We start from the raw sequence: 15,796 nt of genomic DNA, 5'->3' as shown, positions 1-15,796 counted from the left end.
GGAACGGACCACGATCCACCGCGTCGGCCGGCGGATGTCACCTCTTCCCAGGTCATCGGCCCGGGGGCGTATCCGGCGTACATCCCCGGGGCGACGCGCAGAGCCGATGCCACTGAATACGATCTCCGTATGGAACAGCTTCTCCAGCGTCTCTCGACATCGAAGCGCGTGACCTGGCTGACGTCACAGGCCGTGGTACTGGCCACTGCCTGCTTGTACGCGCTGATGCTCCCCTTGACGATGCCGACCCCTGAGAACGGCCTGTTCCGGTTCCCCGACCTCGAGCCCGCCCAGATGATCGGTCTGTACATCGTGCTCGCCCTGCCGGTTCTGCTGGTGCGCCGCCTGCCGGCGGCGGTCTTCGCGGCGGTCCTGGGCGAAACAGTCCTCGGCGACGCCTTCGGCGCGCGGCCCTCGATCGTGTTCGTCCTGCTCGTCGGCTTGGGCGGGTACCTCGCCGTCCGGCGGCCGAAGGCTGCCGCCGTCGGCTCCGTCGCGGGCGTCGCGGCCGCGCTCGTCAACGACATCCACACCCGCGAGCAGTCCGTCAGCGACGCGGTCCAGTGGGCCGGGGGGTTCGCGTTGTGGTTCGCGGTCGCGTGGGTCTTCGGGGGCGTGTATCGCAAACGCCGTGAATACCTCGAAGCCCTGCAGGAGCAGACCGCGGCCCGCGTCGTCTTGGCCGAGCGGCTGCGGATCGCCCGCGAGCTGCACGACAGCGTCGCGCACAGCATCGGGATCATCACGGTGCTGTCGGGAGCGGCGGCGCGGGTCGTGGAGACCAAGCCCGAGCAGACGCGGCAGGCGCTGACCGGCATCGAGACCACCAGCCGGGAGACGCTGCTGGAGCTGCAGCGCATGCTCGGGGCGCTCCGCCGCGCCGAGCCGGATGACGCCATGCCGCAGGCCGCTCCGCTGGCGCCAGCCAGCAGCCTGGCCGACGTCCCGCAGCTCGCCGAACGCACGGCCGGCGCCGGGGTGCGGGTCCACGTGACCTGGCGGGGCGAGCGGCGTCCACTGCCGCCGGAGATCGAACTGTCGGCGTTCCGGATCGTCCAGGAGTCGGTGACGAACGTGGTGCGGCATTCCGGTGCGCGGACGTGCCGGGTCGCGGTCGGTTACGAGCCGGAAGGGGTGACGATCGAGGTGGTGGACGACGGGGACGACGGTCTCGGCGGCCCGGGCCGTCCGAGGTTCACGGCGGGGGCCGGCGGCAGCGGCTTCGGCCTGCTCGGCATGCGCGAGCGGGTGACGTTGCTGTCCGGCCAGTTCAGCGCGGGCCGGCGTTCGGAGGGCGGATTCCGGGTGGCTGCGAGGCTCCCGGCATGAGCGTGCGGGTGCTGCTGGTCGACGACCAGCCGCTGATGCTGGTCGGGCTCGGGATCCTGATCGGCGACACCGACGACCTGGAGGTGGTCGGCCAGGCCGGCGACGGCCGCGAGGCGGTGCGCCTGGTGCGTGAACTGCGGCCGGACGTCGTGGTGATGGACATCCGGATGCCGGATATGGACGGGATCGAGGCGACCCGGCAGGCGACCGCCGAACCGGACCCGCCCAAGGTCTTGGTGCTGACGACCTTCGACGACGACGAGTACGTCTACGGCGCACTGCGCGCCGGGGCCAGCGGATTCCTGCTCAAGAGTATGGCCCTGGACGCGATCCTGGGAGCGATCCGTGTGGTGGCCGCGGGCGACGCGCTGATCGCACCGAGCGTGACCCGACGGCTGATCGCGGATTTCGCCGGGACGTCCCGTCCCGCGGCCCCCGAACCGGACGCCGAGCCCGCTGCGGACCCACGTCTCCTCGCGGGGATCACCGACCGGGAGCGCGAGGTGCTGGCACTGGTCGGACAGGGACTGTCGAACACTGAGATAGCCGAGCGGCTGGTGATCAGCGCGGCGACCGCGAAGACGCATGTCGCGCGCCTGTTCGCCAAGCTCGAAGCCCGGGACCGCGTCCACCTGGCGATCGTCGCCTTCGAAGCCGGACTCATGCCGCGTAGACGGTCCGGACTCATGCCGCGTAGACGGTAGGGACAGGATCAGAAGAACGAGGCGGCGCTGCCCGAGCCGCCGGCACTACACAGAACTCCTGCGGAGATCGAACCCAGTGCACTCTCATTCCACATCGCGAGCCCCAGGGGTGTCGCAGCCGACCCCTCTCCAGGCGTTTCCGCAGGTCAGAACCTCGTCTGACCTGCGGAAACGATGAGAGGTCGAACTGCGTTTCCGCAGGTCGGAGGAGCTTCTACAGGTCGTAGTACAGCTCGAACTCGTGGGGGTGGGGGCGGAGGGCGATGGGGGCGATCTCGTTGGTGCGCTTGAAGTCGATCCAGGTCTCGATCAGGTCCGGGGTGAAGACGTTGCCGGCGAGCAGGTACTCGTGGTCGGCTTCCAGGGCGTCGAGGACGGCCGGGAGGGAGGCGGGCACCTGCGGGACGTTGGCGTGTTCCTCGGGGGCGAGCTCGTAGAGGTCCTTGTCGACCGGCTCCAGCGGCTCGATCTTGTTGCGGATGCCGTCGAGGCCGGCCATCAGCATGGCGGCGAAGGCCAGGTACGGGTTGGAGGAGGGGTCGGGCGCGCGGAACTCGATGCGCTTGGCCTTGGCGTTGGAGCCGGTGATCGGGATGCGGATCGCGGCCGAGCGGTTGCGCTGGGAGTAGACGAGGTTGACCGGCGCCTCGAAGCCCGGGACCAGGCGGTGGTAGGAGTTCACCGACGGGTTGGTGAAGGCCAGCAGCGAGGGGGCGTGCCGGAGCAGGCCGCCGATGTAGTAGCGGGCGGTGTCGGAGAGGCCGGCGTAGCCCTGCTCGTCGTAGAAGAGCGGCGAGCCCTCGGTCCACAGCGACTGGTGGACGTGCATGCCCGAGCCGTTGTCGCCGAAGATCGGCTTGGGCATGAAGGTGGCCGTCTTGCCGTTGCGCCAGGCGACGTTCTTGATGATGTACTTGAACAGCATCAGGTCGTCGGCGGCGTGCAGCAGGGTGTTGAACTTGTAGTTGATCTCGGCCTGGCCGGCCGTGCCGACCTCGTGGTGCTGGCGCTCGACTTCGAGGCCGGACTTGGCCAGTTCGAGCGACATCTCGGCCCGCAGGTCGGCGAAGTGGTCCACCGGCGGGGTGGGGAAGTAGCCGCCCTTGTACTTGACCTTGTAGCCGCGGACGTCGCCCTCGGCGGCGCCGGAGTTCCAGGCGCCGGCCTCCGAGTCGATGTGGTAGAAGGACGCGTTGGCGCTGGTCTCGAAGCGGACCGAGTCGAAGACGTAGAACTCGGCCTCGGGCCCGAAGAATGCGGTGTCGGCGATGCCGGAGGAGGCGAGGTAGGCCTCGGCCTTCTTGGCGACGTTGCGCGGGTCGCGGCTGTAGGCCTCGCCGGTGACCGGGTCCTGGATGAAGAAGTTGATGTTGAGGTGCTTCTCGACCCGGAAGGGGTCGAGCCGAGCCGTGGCGAGGTCCGGGACCAGGGCCATGTCGGACTCGTGGATGGCCTGGAAGCCGCGGATCGACGAGCCGTCGAACATCAGGATCTCGGACGGGTCGAAGGTCGCCGCAGGTACGGAGAAGTGCTGCATGACGCCAGGCAGATCGCAGAAGCGGACATCGACGAACTTCACGTCGTTGTCCTGAATGAACTGCTTCACTTCGGCGGCGTTGTTGAACATCCATCCTCCTCGGCGTGCGAATGGGGCTCACCCTAGGAACGGGCCGTTTCCGGCCGGTGACCCGGCCGTTTCATAAATGTTAACCACGCCCGCCGATCGGGTGGCAAAGATGTACGGGACGGGGCAAAACGCACCGCCGTCAGGCTCGGCTCTCCACAAGTGGTCTGGACCACTTGGAAAGCTCCGGCGGCACGATTCACCCGCCCGTGGCGTTCGGGGGAGCCGGTGGCGGCGCGGACGGGTCGCCCGGTTAGTGTGGATTCGTGGACACCAGAGAAGCGTTGGGATCGTGGATCGACGGCCCGAAGGCGGCCGCCGAGAAGATGGGAGCCGACTTCGGCTTCCGCGGCGAGCGCCTCGGCCTGCCCAAGGAGGGCCCCGGCTCGATCGCGGGCCCGGGCCGCCGGATCGGCGCCCTGTTCGTGGACGGCTGGCTGGTCGCCCTGATCGCCTACGGGCTGATCGGCAAGGGCAGCCCGGCCGAGGCGAACCTGTGGACCAGCCCGCTCTACTTCCTGGTCGCGGCGGTGCTGCTCGCCACCACCGGGACGACCGTCGGCAAGCGGCTGTTCGGCCTCCGGGTGATCCGTCTGGACGGCGGCCGCGCGACCATCCCGCAGGTGCTGCTGCGCACCCTGCTGCTCTGCCTGGTGGTGCCGCCGCTGGTCTGGGACCGCGACACCCGCGGTCTGCACGACAAGGCGGTCGGCACCGTCGAGGTCCGGATCTAGTCCGGATCTGTCGAGGTCCGGATCCAGTCCGGAACCCAGCCTGGATCCAGGGCCGGACGGCCTTGCCGCACAACACTGAACGGCCCCGCTGCGGGATCTCCGCGGCGGGGCCGTTCAGTGTTGTGGTCGGGGGAGCGTCAGCGGGCCTGGCCGCCCTTGGGCATCCGGGCACCCTTGGGCATCGGGCCCTTGGGGATCGGCGCCTTGGAGAGCAGGTCGCCCAGGGCGCGCAGACGGTCGTTGGTCTCGGTGACCTGGGACGCGGTGATGGCGCGGGGCAGTCGCATCAGGTGGATCTGCAGCTTCTTGAGCGGGATCTCGCCCTCGCCGGTACCCACCACGATGTCGTGCACCGGCACGTCGCCGACGACCCGGGCCATCTTCTTCTTCTCGGAGGCCAGCAGCTGGCGCACCCGGTTCGGGTTGCCTTCGCCGATCAGCGCGATTCCGGCCCGGCCCACCGCGCGGTAGACCGCGTCCTGGTTGCGGGTGACCGCGACCGGGGTGGAGTTGGAGCTCCAGCCGCGTCGGATGTTGTTCAGCACCGCCGCAACGGCGCCCGGCTGCCCCTCCATCTGTCCGAACGCCGCGCGTTCGGCCCGGCGCCCGAAGACGATCGCCATGGCCAGGAAGGCCACGATGAAGCCCAGGATGCCCAGGTAGATCGGGTGGTCGATTGCGAAGCCGATGGCGAGGAACACGCCGAAGGTCAGCAGGCCGACGCCGGCGATGATCAGGCCGATCTTGGTGTCGACCTTCTTGGTCATGGTGTAAGCCAGGCGGATCTGCTTCAGTCGCCCGGGGTTCTCGGATGTTTCCCTCGCCATAACGCTCATGGTACGTGGCACGGGTACGGGATATCCAAGCCCGGTACCCGTTCGCCTCGATCCGTGACTCGTGTGCCCTGTGCCGTCGCACACAGCGACCGTCGGCGACGGTGAACGGCCTCCGGAGCGGTCGCGTCGAGAGCCGAGTCGAGAGCCGAGTCGAGAACGTCACCGTCGTGGCGGTGACGTCGTCGCCGCCCGCGCGTCGTGTCGGCGGTCCGCCGCGTACCGGCGGTTCTCGCAGACCGCCGCCCAGGCGTTGCGCCGGGCCTGCTGCTGGCCACCCGCCAGCAGGACGCTCTCGGCGAGCCGCAGCGCGACCCCCACCGACCGGATGCGCATCCGCATGCCGAACAGCTCCCCTCGTGGCTGAGAAGAATCGAACGATCGCAACGAGTCCATCGTCACCATCCCGTGTTACCAGGCGGTGACCAGGCAGTCAAAGCGCGGTGAAACCGAAAGGGCGGAGCCGAGGCTCCGCCCTTCGCTCGCGCACCGGATGGCTCAAAAGCACCGGATCAGCAGGATCATCAGAATCTGCTGGCTCAATCAGCCCAGCCGACCCAGCCGACCCGGCCGGATCAGACCGCGGCCTGCGCGCGCCGCTCCAGCGCCTGCCGGTACAGTCGCCCGGCCCGGTAGGAGGAGCGCACCAGCGGGCCCGACATGACCCCGGCGAAGCCCAGCTCCTCGGCCTCCTGCTGGAGCTCGACGAACTCGTGCGGCTTGACCCAGCGCTCCACCGGGTGGTGGCGCAGCGAGGGGCGCAGGTACTGGGTGATGGTGATCAGCTCGCAGCCGGCGCCGACCAGGTCGGCCAGCGCCTGGCTGACCTCCTCGCGGGTCTCGCCCATGCCGAGGATCAGGTTGGACTTGGTCACCAGCCCGGCCGCGCGGGCCTGGGTGATGACGTCGAGCGAGCGCTCGTAGCGGAAGGCCGGGCGGATCCGCTTGAAGATCCGCGGCACCGTCTCGACGTTGTGCGCGAGCACCTCGGGGCGGGAGGAGAAGACCTCGGCCAGCTGCTCGGGCACCGCGTTGAAGTCGGGGATCAGCAGTTCGACGCCGGTGCGGCCGCTCTCGCGGTCGGCGGTCAGCGCGTGCACCTGGCGCACGGTCTCGGCGTACAGCCAGGCGCCGCCGTCCGGCAGGTCGTCGCGGGCGACGCCGGTGATGGTGGCGTAGTTGAGGTCCATCGTGACGATGGACTCGGCGACCCGGCGCGGCTCGTCCCGGTCGAACTCGGCGGGCTTGCCGGTGTCGATCTGGCAGAAGTCGCAGCGGCGGGTGCACTGGTCGCCGCCGATGAGGAAGGTCGCCTCGCGGTCCTCCCAGCACTCGAAGATGTTGGGGCAGCCGGCTTCCTGGCAGACGGTGTGCAGCCCCTCCTTCTTCACCAGCGACTGGAGGGCGTTGTACTCCGGCCCCATCTTCGCGCGGGTCTTGATCCACTCGGGCTTCCGCTCGATGGGGGTCTCGCTGTTGCGGACCTCCAGGCGGAGCAGCTTCCTGCCGTCGGGCGCGACAGCGGACACGTGCGACTCCTAGAACTAGACGGGGTACCCCCAGGGTACGCCTGTGGTTGTAAGGCCTTCGCGCGGCCTGTTGCCCCGCAATCGCAGGGCAACAGCGCTACTGGCCGGTAGATTCCCGGGGGGCAATCCGGAGTGGGGCCCGGGGAAGAGCCCGGGCGAGGACCCGGGCCCGGGTCAGCGGGTGAGCGCGGGTTCGGGCAGCTCGGCGAACACGTCCGCCAGGTGCCGCTCGACCACCGGCAGCGCCTCGCCGACGGTGAAGTCGCGCCCCAGCTCGCCGGCGAGCGAGGCGACGCCGGCGTCCCGGATGCCGCACGGCACGATCCGGTCGAACCAGGTCATGTCGGGGTCGCAGTTGAGCGCGAAGCCGTGCATGGTGACCCCGCGGGCGACCCGGACGCCGATCGCGGCGAGCTTGCGGTCGTCGCCGCGCTGGCCGGCGTTGGACGGCGCGTACTCGGGGCCGGCCAGCCGCGGGTCGATGCCCAGCGGCAGGCCCATCCGCAGGGTCAGCTTGCCGATGTCCACCACCTGCGCCGGGTCCACCACGGCGTCCGGGATGGAGTCGCCCAGCACCCAGACGCCGCTGCGGCCCTCGACCCGGGTGGTGCCGACGCCGAACCCGGCGCAGGCGCGGATCAGCGCCTCCTCCAGCCGGCGGACGTAGGCGACCACGTCGATCGGGTCGGGCAGCTTGACGATGGGGTAGCCGACCAGCTGGCCGGGGCCGTGCCAGGTGATCTCCCCGCCGCGGTTGACCTCGACCACCGGGGTGCCGTCGAGCGGCAGGTCGGCGGGGTTGGTGCGCTTGCCCATCGTGTAGACGGGCTGGTGCTCCAGCAGCAGCACGGTGTCGGGGATCTCGTCCGCGACCCGCAGCGCGTGCAGGCGCTGCTGCTCCTCCCAGGCCTCCTGGTAGGCGATGGCGCCCTCGCCTGTCCCCATTCGAACGAAACGCACGTTCTCGCTCACCGCTGCCGCTCCTTGCCAGGCGTTCGAGACCAACCTCGCCACTGTACGCCCACGCCCGTGCGGACGGTTCAGCCGCCCGTACGGGCCGTGCAGGAGGCCGAACCGGACCGTTCGGGCGCCCGGAAGGATCACGGCCGCAAGGACCCGTTCAGCCCCCCGCCAGCAGTTGCAGCCGCAGCGCCAGCTGGAGTTCGAGCGAGCGCTCGGGGTGGTTCCAGTCCGGGCCGAGCAGCGCCTCGACCCGGTCCAGCCGCTGGACGACGGTGTTCACGTGGACGTGCAGTTCGTCCTTGGCGCGGGTGAGGCTGCCGCCGCAGTCGAAGTAGGCGCGCAGGGTGCGGACCAGTTCGGTGCCGCGGCGGGCGTCGTAGGCGAGCAGCGGGCCGAGCGCCGAGCCGACGAAGCCGTCCACGTCGTGCCCGTCGCCGAGCAGCACCCCGAGGAAGCCCAGCGCGCGGGCCGAGGCGCCCTCCCCGGCGCGGCCGAGCACCCGCAGCGCCCGGACGCAGCGCAGGCCCTCGGCGTACGAGGCGGCCAGCGCGGGCGGGCCGGCGGCCGGGCGGCCGGCGCCCACGGTGACGGGGAACCCGGCCAGCCGGGCCAGCCGCTCGGCGGCCTGCCGTGCGGCCTCCTCCGGGTCGCCGGCCTCCGGCACCAGCAGCACCACCGCCTCGCCGTGCTCGGCGCTGACGCCCCGGGAGCCGAACAGGTACCGCCGGGCGGCGCCGGCCAGCCGGCCGCGGTCGGGGACGGGGGGTCCGGCGGGTTCGGCCGGTTCGGCGACCAGGACCAGGTGCGGGCGGGCGAGGTCGACGCCGAGCCGGCGGCCGCGCGCGGTGAGCCCGGCCGGATCGCGGTCGGGGGCGGTGAGCAGGTCGGTGAGCAGTTCGCCGCGGACCCTGTTCTCGGTCTCGGCCACCGAGCGGCGCAGCAGCAGGAGCAGCGCGGTCACCACGCTGGCCCGCTCGAACAGCCGCCGGTCGGCGTCGTCGAGGCCGGGGCGTCCGCGCAGCACCAGGGTGCCGAGCGCGTCGTGCCCGGCCAGCACCGCGCACACCCACAGCTCGCCGTGCCGGACGGACCGCCCCTCGGCCCGGGACGCGGCGACCGCCTCCGCCAGTTCGCCGGCGGGTGCGGACCGCCCGGCCAGCGGCTCGCCCTCGGCGTCGAGGACGGCTATCTCGCCGCCCAGCAGGGTCGCGACGGCGGCGGCGACGTCCGGCACCTCGGCGCCGCGCAGCACCAGGTCGGTGAGCCGGTCGTGCGCCTGCTCGGCGCGCTGGACGGCGGCCGAGTGGGCGCGGACCAGTTCGTTGGCGCTGTTCAGTTCGGCGAGCGCGGCCCGGGTGTCGGCCAGCGACTTGGCGGTGTCCAGGGCGATCGCGGCGTGCGCGGCCAGCGTGCACAGCAGCGCCACCTCGTCGGGGGAGAAGGCGCGGGGCGAGCGGTCGGCGGCGAACAGCACCCCGATGACCTCGCCGCCGAGCAGCAGCGGCACCCCGATGATCGCCACCAGGCCCTCGTCGAGCACGCCCGCGTCGATCGTGCCGGTGTGGTGGAACCGTTCGTCGGTGCGGTAGTCGGGGGTGGCGTACGGGCGGGCGGTCTGCGCGACCAGGCCGCCCAGGCCGTGCCCGAGGCTGAGCCGCAGGGTCTGGAACAGGACGGAGACCGAGCCGTCGGTGACCCGCATGTAGGTGTCGCCCGCGGCCTCGTCCGGCAGGGTCAGGTACGCGGTGTCGGTGCCGAGCAGCATCCGGGCGCGGCGGACGATCGCCTGGAGCACGGTGTCCAGCTCCCGGGAGGCGGCGAGGTCCCCGGCGGTGTCGAACAGGGCGGTCAACTCGGCTTCCCGGCGCCGGTGTTGACGCAGCGTGCGGTGCACCCGCAGGGCCTGCCAGGTGGCGTCGTCGATCTCGGCGAGGACGGCGGCCGGCGCCCCGCGGCGGCGGGCGTCGGCCAGCACGTCGGCGAAGTCCTCGGTGGCGGCGCCGGAGGCGAGCAGGTCGAGCAGCCGCCGCAGCGCGGGCGCGGCGCTTTCGTGAGGGTGGTTCATGGTGCGTGCCGCCAATCGGCGTCGGGTCCGGCGGAAGCGCGATCGTAGCGGCTCGGCCGTCAGGCGGTGGCGGGCTTGGCCGCCACGGCGGCGCCGTCCGCCTCCACCGCCGCCTCGACGTCCGCCAGGTCGCTGCCCCTGGTCTCCCGCCCGCACAGCACCGCCAGCACGGTGATCGCCGCCGCGATCGCCACGTACACCGAGATCGGGGTGGCGTTGCCGTAGTCCTTGAGCAGTGCGGTCGCGATCAGCGGCGCGGGCGCGCCGGCGGCCACCGAGGCGAACTGGGCCCCGATCGAGGCGCCCGAGTACCGCATCCGGGTGGCGAACAGCTCGGAGAAGAACGCCGCCTGCGGTGCGTACATCGCGCTGTGGAAGACCAGTCCGACCGTCACCGCGACCACCAGCTGTCCGAACGACCTGGTGTCCACCAGCCCGAAGAAGACGAACGCCCAGATGCCCACCCCGACCGCGCCCACCAGGTACACCGGTTTGCGTCCGACCCGGTCGGACAGTGCTCCGAACAGCGGGATCAGCGCGAACTGGATCGCCGAGCCGATCAGTACGGCGTTCAGCGCGGTCTGCTTGGAGAAGTGCGCGTGGGTGACGGCGTACGTCAGCACAAACGTGGTCATCACGTAGTACGAGATGTTCTCCGCCATCCGTGCGCCCATCGCCACCAGCACCTCCCGCCAGTGGTTGCGCAACACCGCCACCAGCGGGGGCTGTTCGACGGTCTTCCGCTGCTGCTGGGCCGCCAGCGCCTGCTTGAACAGCGGCGACTCGTCCACCGCGAGCCGGATCCACAGCCCGACCCCGACCAGCACCGCCGACAGCAGGAACGGCACCCGCCACCCCCACGACAGGAACGCGTCCTCCGACAGCACCGCCGTCAGCAGCGACAGCACCCCCGCCGCCAGCAGGTTCCCGGCCGGCGCCCCGCCTTGCGGCCACGACGCCCAGAACCCGCGCCGCCGCTGGTCCCCGTGCTCCGACACCAGCAGCACCGCCCCGCCCCACTCCCCGCCGAGCGCGAAGCCCTGCACCAGGCGCAGCACCGTCAACAGCACCGGCGCCGCCGCCCCGATGGAGCTGTAGGTGGGCAGCACCCCGATCAGCGTGGTCGACCCGCCCATCAGCAGCAGGCTGACGACGAGCAGCTTCTTCCGCCCGACCCGGTCCCCGAAGTGCCCGAACACCAGCGCCCCGACCGGCCGCGCGGCGAACCCGATCGCGTAGGTGAGGAAGGACAGCAGCGTGCCCGTCAGCGGATCGGTGTTCGGGAAGAACAGCTTGTTGAACACCAGCGCGGCCGCTGTTCCGTACAAGAAGTAGTCGTACCACTCGATGGTGGTCCCGATGAGACTGGCGGCCACGACCCGAGGGAGTGAGCGGGTGGCTGCCGTGGCTGGTGCGGAGGCGTTCATGGTCACCACTTCCGGGCCGGGGGGAGGGCGTCGCCCCGAGAGGCGTCGCCCCGAGGAATGTCGCCACAAGGGGCGCCGCCCCAAGGGACGTCGCCACAAGGTAGGGAGGCGCGTTCCCCGGGACTATGTGGGCCACCCACATAGTCCCGGGGGTCGGCCTGGGGAGGGCGGCCAGGTACCGCTGCTCAGTGCGCCGTCCAGCCGCCGTCGACGGGGAGGCTGGCGCCGGTGATGTAGGAGGCGGGCGGGGAGCAGAGCCAGAGGGCGAGTTGGGCGATCTCCTCGGGTTCGATGAGACGCTTGACGGCCGTGCGTTCGAGCATGATCTGCTCGACGACCTCGTCCTCGCGGATGCCGTGGGCGAGCGCCTGGCTCGCGATCTGCTTCTCCACCAGGGGAGTTCGGACGTAGCCCGGGTTGATGCAGTTGCTGGTGACGCCGTAGGGGGCACCCTCCAGGGCGACGGTCTTGCTGAGGCCCTCCAGCGCGTGCTTGGCGGTGACGTAGGCGGACTTGAAGGCGCTGGCCCGCAGACCGTGGACGGAGGAGATGTTGACCACCCGGCCCCACTCCCGCTCGTACATGTGCGGGAGAGTGCGGCGCAGGATGCGGAACGGCGCCTCGACCATGACGCGTTGGATGAGGGTGAAGCGGTCGGGCGGGAACTCGTGGACGGGCGCGACGTGTTGGAGGCCGGCGTTGTTGACCACGATGTCGGCGTCGGCCGGCAGGGCCTCCACGGCCTCGGGGTCGGCGAGGTCGGCGACGACGGCGCGGCCGCCGATCCGCTCGGCGAGCTCCCGGGCCGGGCCGGCCGCGAGATCGACGACGTAGACCCGGGCGCCGGCCCCGGCGAAGGCCTCGGCACAGGCCCGGCCGATGCCCGAGGCGGCCCCGGTGACCAGGGCCGTCCGGCCGTCGAGCGGGCGGGCTGTAGTGGTGTCCATGGCCGAGAACGCTAGGAAACCCGGGGGCCCGGCTCCCATGTGGTGGTCCACCACAGCATCCCGGTGGGCTGTGGTGTTCACCGCCATGATGGTCGATCGACGGTTCGACCGCGAAAGGCCAAACCCGCGCCGCCCGCGCTTCCCCACAATGGGCGCGATTGCTTCACCCGTTCGGAGGATTGCTCGGTCAGATCCACCCATAGCGCCCGAATGCTCGCTACATTCACGCCGATTCCCGACAGGGGGCGCCGCCCCAGGCAGCCGAAGTGCTGGTAGAGCCCGGTGCGACGTCCGAGAGGTGTTGACTGACATGCCCCAACGGCCTGCAACCGACAGCCCGGCGTACGGACCGCTCGACCCGCTCGGCCACCACCGAGGCCCGGTCGGCCGGACCCTGCCGGACGCCCCCGACGCCCTGACCGCCGACGCCCCGACCGCCGACGAACTGCGGCTGCCCGCGCAGGCCACAACCGACCGGCACGAACCCGCCGTCCCCGCGCCCGGGCCGGTCGGCGGCCACTCCGGGCACTCCGGCCCGTCCCCGCAGAACGGCCAACTCGCCGCGCTCATCGAGGAAGCCGGCTTCTCGCACGCGGGCCTGGCCCGCCGGGTCGACCAGCTCGGCCTGGAACACGGCCTCGACCTGCGCTACGACAAGACCTCGGTCACCCGCTGGCTGCGCGGCCAGCAGCCCCGCGGCGCCACCCCCGCGCTGATCGCCGAGGTCTTCACCCGCCGCCTCGGCCGCCGCCTCACCGCCCAGGACCTCGGCCTGGACGCCTGCGCCCCGGTGTACGCGGGCCTGGAGTTCGCCGAGACCCCGCAGGAGGCGGTGGACATCGTGGCGAGCATGTGGCGCAAGGACAACGGCCCGCAGTCCGAACTGCGCCGGATCGCCTTCACCCCGGCGGGCCTGGTCGTCCCCAGCCGGGACTGGCTGATCGGCCGTACCGACGAGCGCGTCGCCCGGGACGGCTCGACGATGGTCCGCCCCGACGCCGCCACCGGTCCGCCCGCCGGTCCGTCCGCCGCCGCTGCCGGTACCGCCGGCACCGCAGCATCCGCCGTGACGGCGGCATCCGGAGCACCCGCCGCACCCGCCCAGAGCGTGCCCCCCGCGCCCGGCGCTCCCCCTCCGAGCCCGGCGCGCAGCCAGGCCCACCACGGGGCCCCCGGCATCCGCCCCGTGCCCGGCGCGGCCGGCCCCGCCGGGCCCACCATCGGCCGGGTGCCCACCCAGAGCCGGCGCCCGCCGACCGCCGTCGAGCCGCCGTACACCGAACCGGCCCGCGAGTCGCGCCCCGCCCTGCGGGTCGGCCGCGGCGACATCGCCGCCATCCGCGCCGTCGGCGACCTCTTCCGGGCGCTCGATCACGCCTACGGCGGCGGGCACGCCCGGCAGGCGCTGGTCCGCTACCTGGAGAGCGAGGCCGAGCCGATGCTGCGCGGCCGCTACGGCGAGCAGATCGGCCGGGCGCTGTTCGGCGCCGTCGCCGACCTGACCAGGCTGGCAGGCTGGACGTCCTTCGACATCGCCGCGCACGGCCTCGCCCAGCGCTACTTCGTCCAGGCGCTGCGCCTGTCCCAGGCCGCCGGGGACCGCGCGCTCGGCGGGTACGTCCTGGTGACGATGAGCCAGCAGGCCGTCCACCTGGGCCACGGCCGGGAGGCCGTCCAACTGGCCCGGGTCGCCCAGCAGGGCGTGGGCACCGCCGTGCCGCCGGTGGTCCAGTCGCTGATGCACACCGCCGAGGCGCGCGGGCACGGCCTGCTGGGCGACGTCCGGGCCTGCACCACCGCCCTGGTGCGCTCCGAGCGGGCACTGGCCGCGGCCCGGGTCGGCGACGAACTTCCCTCCTGGGCGCGGTACTTCGACGAGGCCCAGCTCTCCGACGAGTTCGCCCACTGCTACCGCGACCTCCAGCAGTGGCGCACCTCCGCGCAGCACGCCGAGAAGTCGCTGCGGCTGCGCTCACCCGCCTACGCGCGCAGCCGGATCTTCTGCCGGCTGGTGCTGGCCACCGCCCGGCTCGGCATGGGGGACCTCGATGAGGCCTGCACCATGGCCACCGACGCGCTGCGGGCGGCGGGGGAGATGCGCTCGGCCCGCTCGCTGGAGTACGTCCGGGACTTCCACCGCCGCCTCACCCCCTACCGGGGCAGTCCGGTGGCCCGTGCCTTCGAGGAGACGGCCCGCCAGGCCGGCGTGATCTGAGGACCTGTCGCAGAGGGGCCGGTCGGGCGAGCTCCGGCGGCCCTGGAAACCCGTCCGGCCCGGGTCCGCCCCGGGCCGAAGGGCCCATCCGCCCGGCGACGGCTCCGGGCGCCCCGGTGACGGGCTGGAGCATCCCGGCGACGGCTCCGAGCACCTCGGCGACGGGCGGGAGCGAAGCGGGTCACCAGCTCTCGGCCCGGACGCGCGGCTGCCCGGCCTCCGGCGAGGGCGGCCGGACGCCGCCGCGCACCCGCTGCGCCACCAGCGGGAACACCAGCACCGAGAGCATGCCGGCGCCGACCAGCGCGGCCGCTGTCGAGGACGGCAGGTGGCCGTCGTCCACCTCGATGGTGGTGATCACCACGACCAGCGGCAGCGCCGTCGCGCCGTAGAGCCCGAGCGCCGTGCGGTCCCGCCGGCCGAGTCCGGCCGGGGCGAGCAGCCCGGCGGGCAGTCCGCGCACGGCCAGGAGCAGCAGCAGGAACACCGGGACGAGCAGTATCGTGCCGGGGTCGTCCAGCAGGGCGGACAGGTCGAAGTTCATCCCGCTGACCACGAAGAACACCGGCACCAGGAAACCGAAGCCGATGCTCTCCAGCTTGGCCTCGATCACCTCCTCCTCGGCCCGGCGGATGTCGGAGAGCAGCAGCCGGGAGACGATCCCGGCGGTGAAGGCGCCGAGCAGCATGTCCAGGTCGAGCCAGATCGCGGCGGCCACCATGACGGCGAGCACCAGGATCACCGCCCGGACGGCGAACTGCCCGGAGGTGCGCAGGGTGCGCTCGATGAGCCGGGTGGCCCAGGCGGGCCGGGGGCGGCGTGCGCCGAGGACCGCGACGGCGGTGATCACCGCGAAGGCGCCGAGGATGACGGCCGTCCGGACCGGGGAGTTGCCGCTGAGCAGGATGGCGATCGCGATGATCGGCCCGAACTCGCCGACCGCCCCGGTGGCCATCACCAACGAGCCGAAGGGGGTGGGCAGTTCGCCGGAGTCGCGGAGGATCGGCAGGATGGTCCCGAGGGCGGTGGTGGTGAGCGCGAGCCCGGCGAAGGCGCCGTTCAGCGGGTCCCGGTTGACCAGCGCGCCCACGCCGAGCGCCACCACGAGCGAGACCAGCCACGCGGTGCCCGCCCGTTTCAGCGGGCCGCCGCGCAGCTTGGCGAAGTCGATCTCGTACCCGGCCAGGAACATCAGCATGGCCAGGCCGAACTGGGAGAGCGCGTTGACCAGGTCGTCGACGCGTGCCCAGTTCAGGACGTCGGGGCCGATCAGGACGCCGAGCAGGATCTCGAACACGACGGTCGGGACGGCGATCCACCGCAGCAGGCGGTCGGCGAGCAGCGGCGCGGCGACGGCCGCGGCGGGGATCAGGATCAGGGCCACCGGCTGGACGGCGGCGCTCACCGCGCAACCGGCCGGACGGTG

13 protein-coding genes are annotated in these 15,796 nt (G+C 72.2%); 4 read left to right on the top strand and 9 right to left on the bottom strand.

From position 1 onward, the window contains the following. Positions 1 to 129: 129 nt before the first annotated feature. Together ACFWPT_RS14780 and ACFWPT_RS14775 are read left to right on the top strand one after the other, a co-directional pair. Positions 130 to 1,329: a sensor histidine kinase gene (locus ACFWPT_RS14780; RefSeq protein ID WP_380374657.1), complete on the top strand. Its 1,200-nt coding sequence runs from the start codon at positions 130 to 132 to the stop codon at positions 1,327 to 1,329. Beyond that, complete coding sequence (locus ACFWPT_RS14775; protein ID WP_380336598.1) at positions 1,326 to 2,033, top strand: response regulator; 708 nt, start codon at positions 1,326 to 1,328, stop codon at positions 2,031 to 2,033. The genes ACFWPT_RS14780 and ACFWPT_RS14775 overlap by 4 nt, the downstream gene beginning before the upstream one ends. A gap of 214 nt (positions 2,034 to 2,247) precedes the next feature. Here ACFWPT_RS14775 and glnA read toward each other — a convergent pair whose 3' ends face one another. Further along, positions 2,248 to 3,660 (bottom strand): type I glutamate--ammonia ligase, encoded by a 1,413-nt coding sequence (gene glnA / locus ACFWPT_RS14770; protein ID WP_063347323.1) that lies wholly within the window; start codon positions 3,658 to 3,660, stop codon positions 2,248 to 2,250. A 263-nt stretch (positions 3,661 to 3,923) separates the two neighbouring features. Between glnA and ACFWPT_RS14765 the strand changes: the two genes are divergently transcribed. After that, positions 3,924 to 4,391 (top strand): RDD family protein, encoded by a 468-nt coding sequence (locus ACFWPT_RS14765; RefSeq protein WP_350885262.1) that lies wholly within the window; start codon positions 3,924 to 3,926, stop codon positions 4,389 to 4,391. A gap of 137 nt (positions 4,392 to 4,528) precedes the next feature. Here the strand turns inward: ACFWPT_RS14765 and ACFWPT_RS14760 are convergent, their stop codons facing one another. The 7 genes from ACFWPT_RS14760 to ACFWPT_RS14730 form a co-directional block, all read right to left on the bottom strand. After that, complete coding sequence (locus tag ACFWPT_RS14760; RefSeq protein ID WP_063347321.1) at positions 4,529 to 5,218, bottom strand: DUF4191 domain-containing protein; 690 nt, start codon at positions 5,216 to 5,218, stop codon at positions 4,529 to 4,531. A gap of 168 nt (positions 5,219 to 5,386) precedes the next feature. Further along, complete coding sequence (locus ACFWPT_RS14755) at positions 5,387 to 5,566, bottom strand: hypothetical protein (protein WP_063351061.1); 180 nt, start codon at positions 5,564 to 5,566, stop codon at positions 5,387 to 5,389. A gap of 233 nt (positions 5,567 to 5,799) precedes the next feature. Then, positions 5,800 to 6,753, bottom strand: coding sequence for a lipoyl synthase (lipA, locus tag ACFWPT_RS14750; protein WP_063347320.1), 954 nt, complete (start codon positions 6,751 to 6,753; stop codon positions 5,800 to 5,802). 174 nt (positions 6,754 to 6,927) lie between these two features. Then, complete coding sequence (gene lipB / locus ACFWPT_RS14745; RefSeq protein ID WP_063347319.1) at positions 6,928 to 7,698, bottom strand: lipoyl(octanoyl) transferase LipB; 771 nt, start codon at positions 7,696 to 7,698, stop codon at positions 6,928 to 6,930. A 175-nt stretch (positions 7,699 to 7,873) separates the two neighbouring features. Further along, positions 7,874 to 9,781, bottom strand: a complete 1,908-nt coding sequence (locus ACFWPT_RS14740) for a helix-turn-helix domain-containing protein (protein WP_380336592.1) — start codon at positions 9,779 to 9,781, stop codon at positions 7,874 to 7,876. 59 nt (positions 9,782 to 9,840) lie between these two features. Continuing rightward, positions 9,841 to 11,208 (bottom strand): MFS transporter, encoded by a 1,368-nt coding sequence (locus ACFWPT_RS14735; protein WP_380423225.1) that lies wholly within the window; start codon positions 11,206 to 11,208, stop codon positions 9,841 to 9,843. Positions 11,209 to 11,393: 185 nt separating this feature from the next. Beyond that, entirely contained in the window at positions 11,394 to 12,155 is a 762-nt protein-coding gene (locus ACFWPT_RS14730; RefSeq protein WP_063347316.1) for a 3-hydroxybutyrate dehydrogenase, read from the bottom strand. A 310-nt stretch (positions 12,156 to 12,465) separates the two neighbouring features. On the opposite strand from ACFWPT_RS14730, the gene ACFWPT_RS14725 reads away from it, so the two are divergent. Further along, positions 12,466 to 14,370, top strand: coding sequence for a regulator (locus ACFWPT_RS14725; protein ID WP_380482046.1), 1,905 nt, complete (start codon positions 12,466 to 12,468; stop codon positions 14,368 to 14,370). A 181-nt stretch (positions 14,371 to 14,551) separates the two neighbouring features. Here the strand turns inward: ACFWPT_RS14725 and ACFWPT_RS14720 are convergent, their stop codons facing one another. Next, positions 14,552 to 15,775, bottom strand: coding sequence for a cation:proton antiporter (locus ACFWPT_RS14720; RefSeq protein WP_063347315.1), 1,224 nt, complete (start codon positions 15,773 to 15,775; stop codon positions 14,552 to 14,554). Between the last annotated feature and the right edge of the window lie 21 nt (positions 15,776 to 15,796).

The organism is Kitasatospora sp. NPDC058478 (assembly GCF_042720345.1).
In the GTDB taxonomy this organism is placed as follows: Bacteria; Actinomycetota; Actinomycetes; order Streptomycetales; family Streptomycetaceae; genus Kitasatospora.
This window is presented reverse-complemented; position numbering and strand designations above follow the sequence as displayed.

Coding starts and splice junctions, on each gene's coding strand:
- ACFWPT_RS14740 (WP_380336592.1), bottom strand. CDS start 9,781: ATGAACCACCCTCACGAAAGCGCCGCGCCCGCGCTGCGGCGGCTGCTC.
- ACFWPT_RS14735 (WP_380423225.1), bottom strand. CDS start 11,208: ATGAACGCCTCCGCACCAGCCACGGCAGCCACCCGCTCACTCCCTCGG.
- ACFWPT_RS14755 (WP_063351061.1), bottom strand. CDS start 5,566: ATGCGGATGCGCATCCGGTCGGTGGGGGTCGCGCTGCGGCTCGCCGAG.
- ACFWPT_RS14780 (WP_380374657.1), top strand. CDS start 130: ATGGAACAGCTTCTCCAGCGTCTCTCGACATCGAAGCGCGTGACCTGG.
- ACFWPT_RS14775 (WP_380336598.1), top strand. CDS start 1,326: ATGAGCGTGCGGGTGCTGCTGGTCGACGACCAGCCGCTGATGCTGGTC.
- lipB (WP_063347319.1), bottom strand. CDS start 7,698: ATGGGGACAGGCGAGGGCGCCATCGCCTACCAGGAGGCCTGGGAGGAG.
- ACFWPT_RS14760 (WP_063347321.1), bottom strand. CDS start 5,218: ATGGCGAGGGAAACATCCGAGAACCCCGGGCGACTGAAGCAGATCCGC.
- ACFWPT_RS14725 (WP_380482046.1), top strand. CDS start 12,466: ATGCCCCAACGGCCTGCAACCGACAGCCCGGCGTACGGACCGCTCGAC.
- glnA (WP_063347323.1), bottom strand. CDS start 3,660: ATGTTCAACAACGCCGCCGAAGTGAAGCAGTTCATTCAGGACAACGAC.
- ACFWPT_RS14730 (WP_063347316.1), bottom strand. CDS start 12,155: ATGGACACCACTACAGCCCGCCCGCTCGACGGCCGGACGGCCCTGGTC.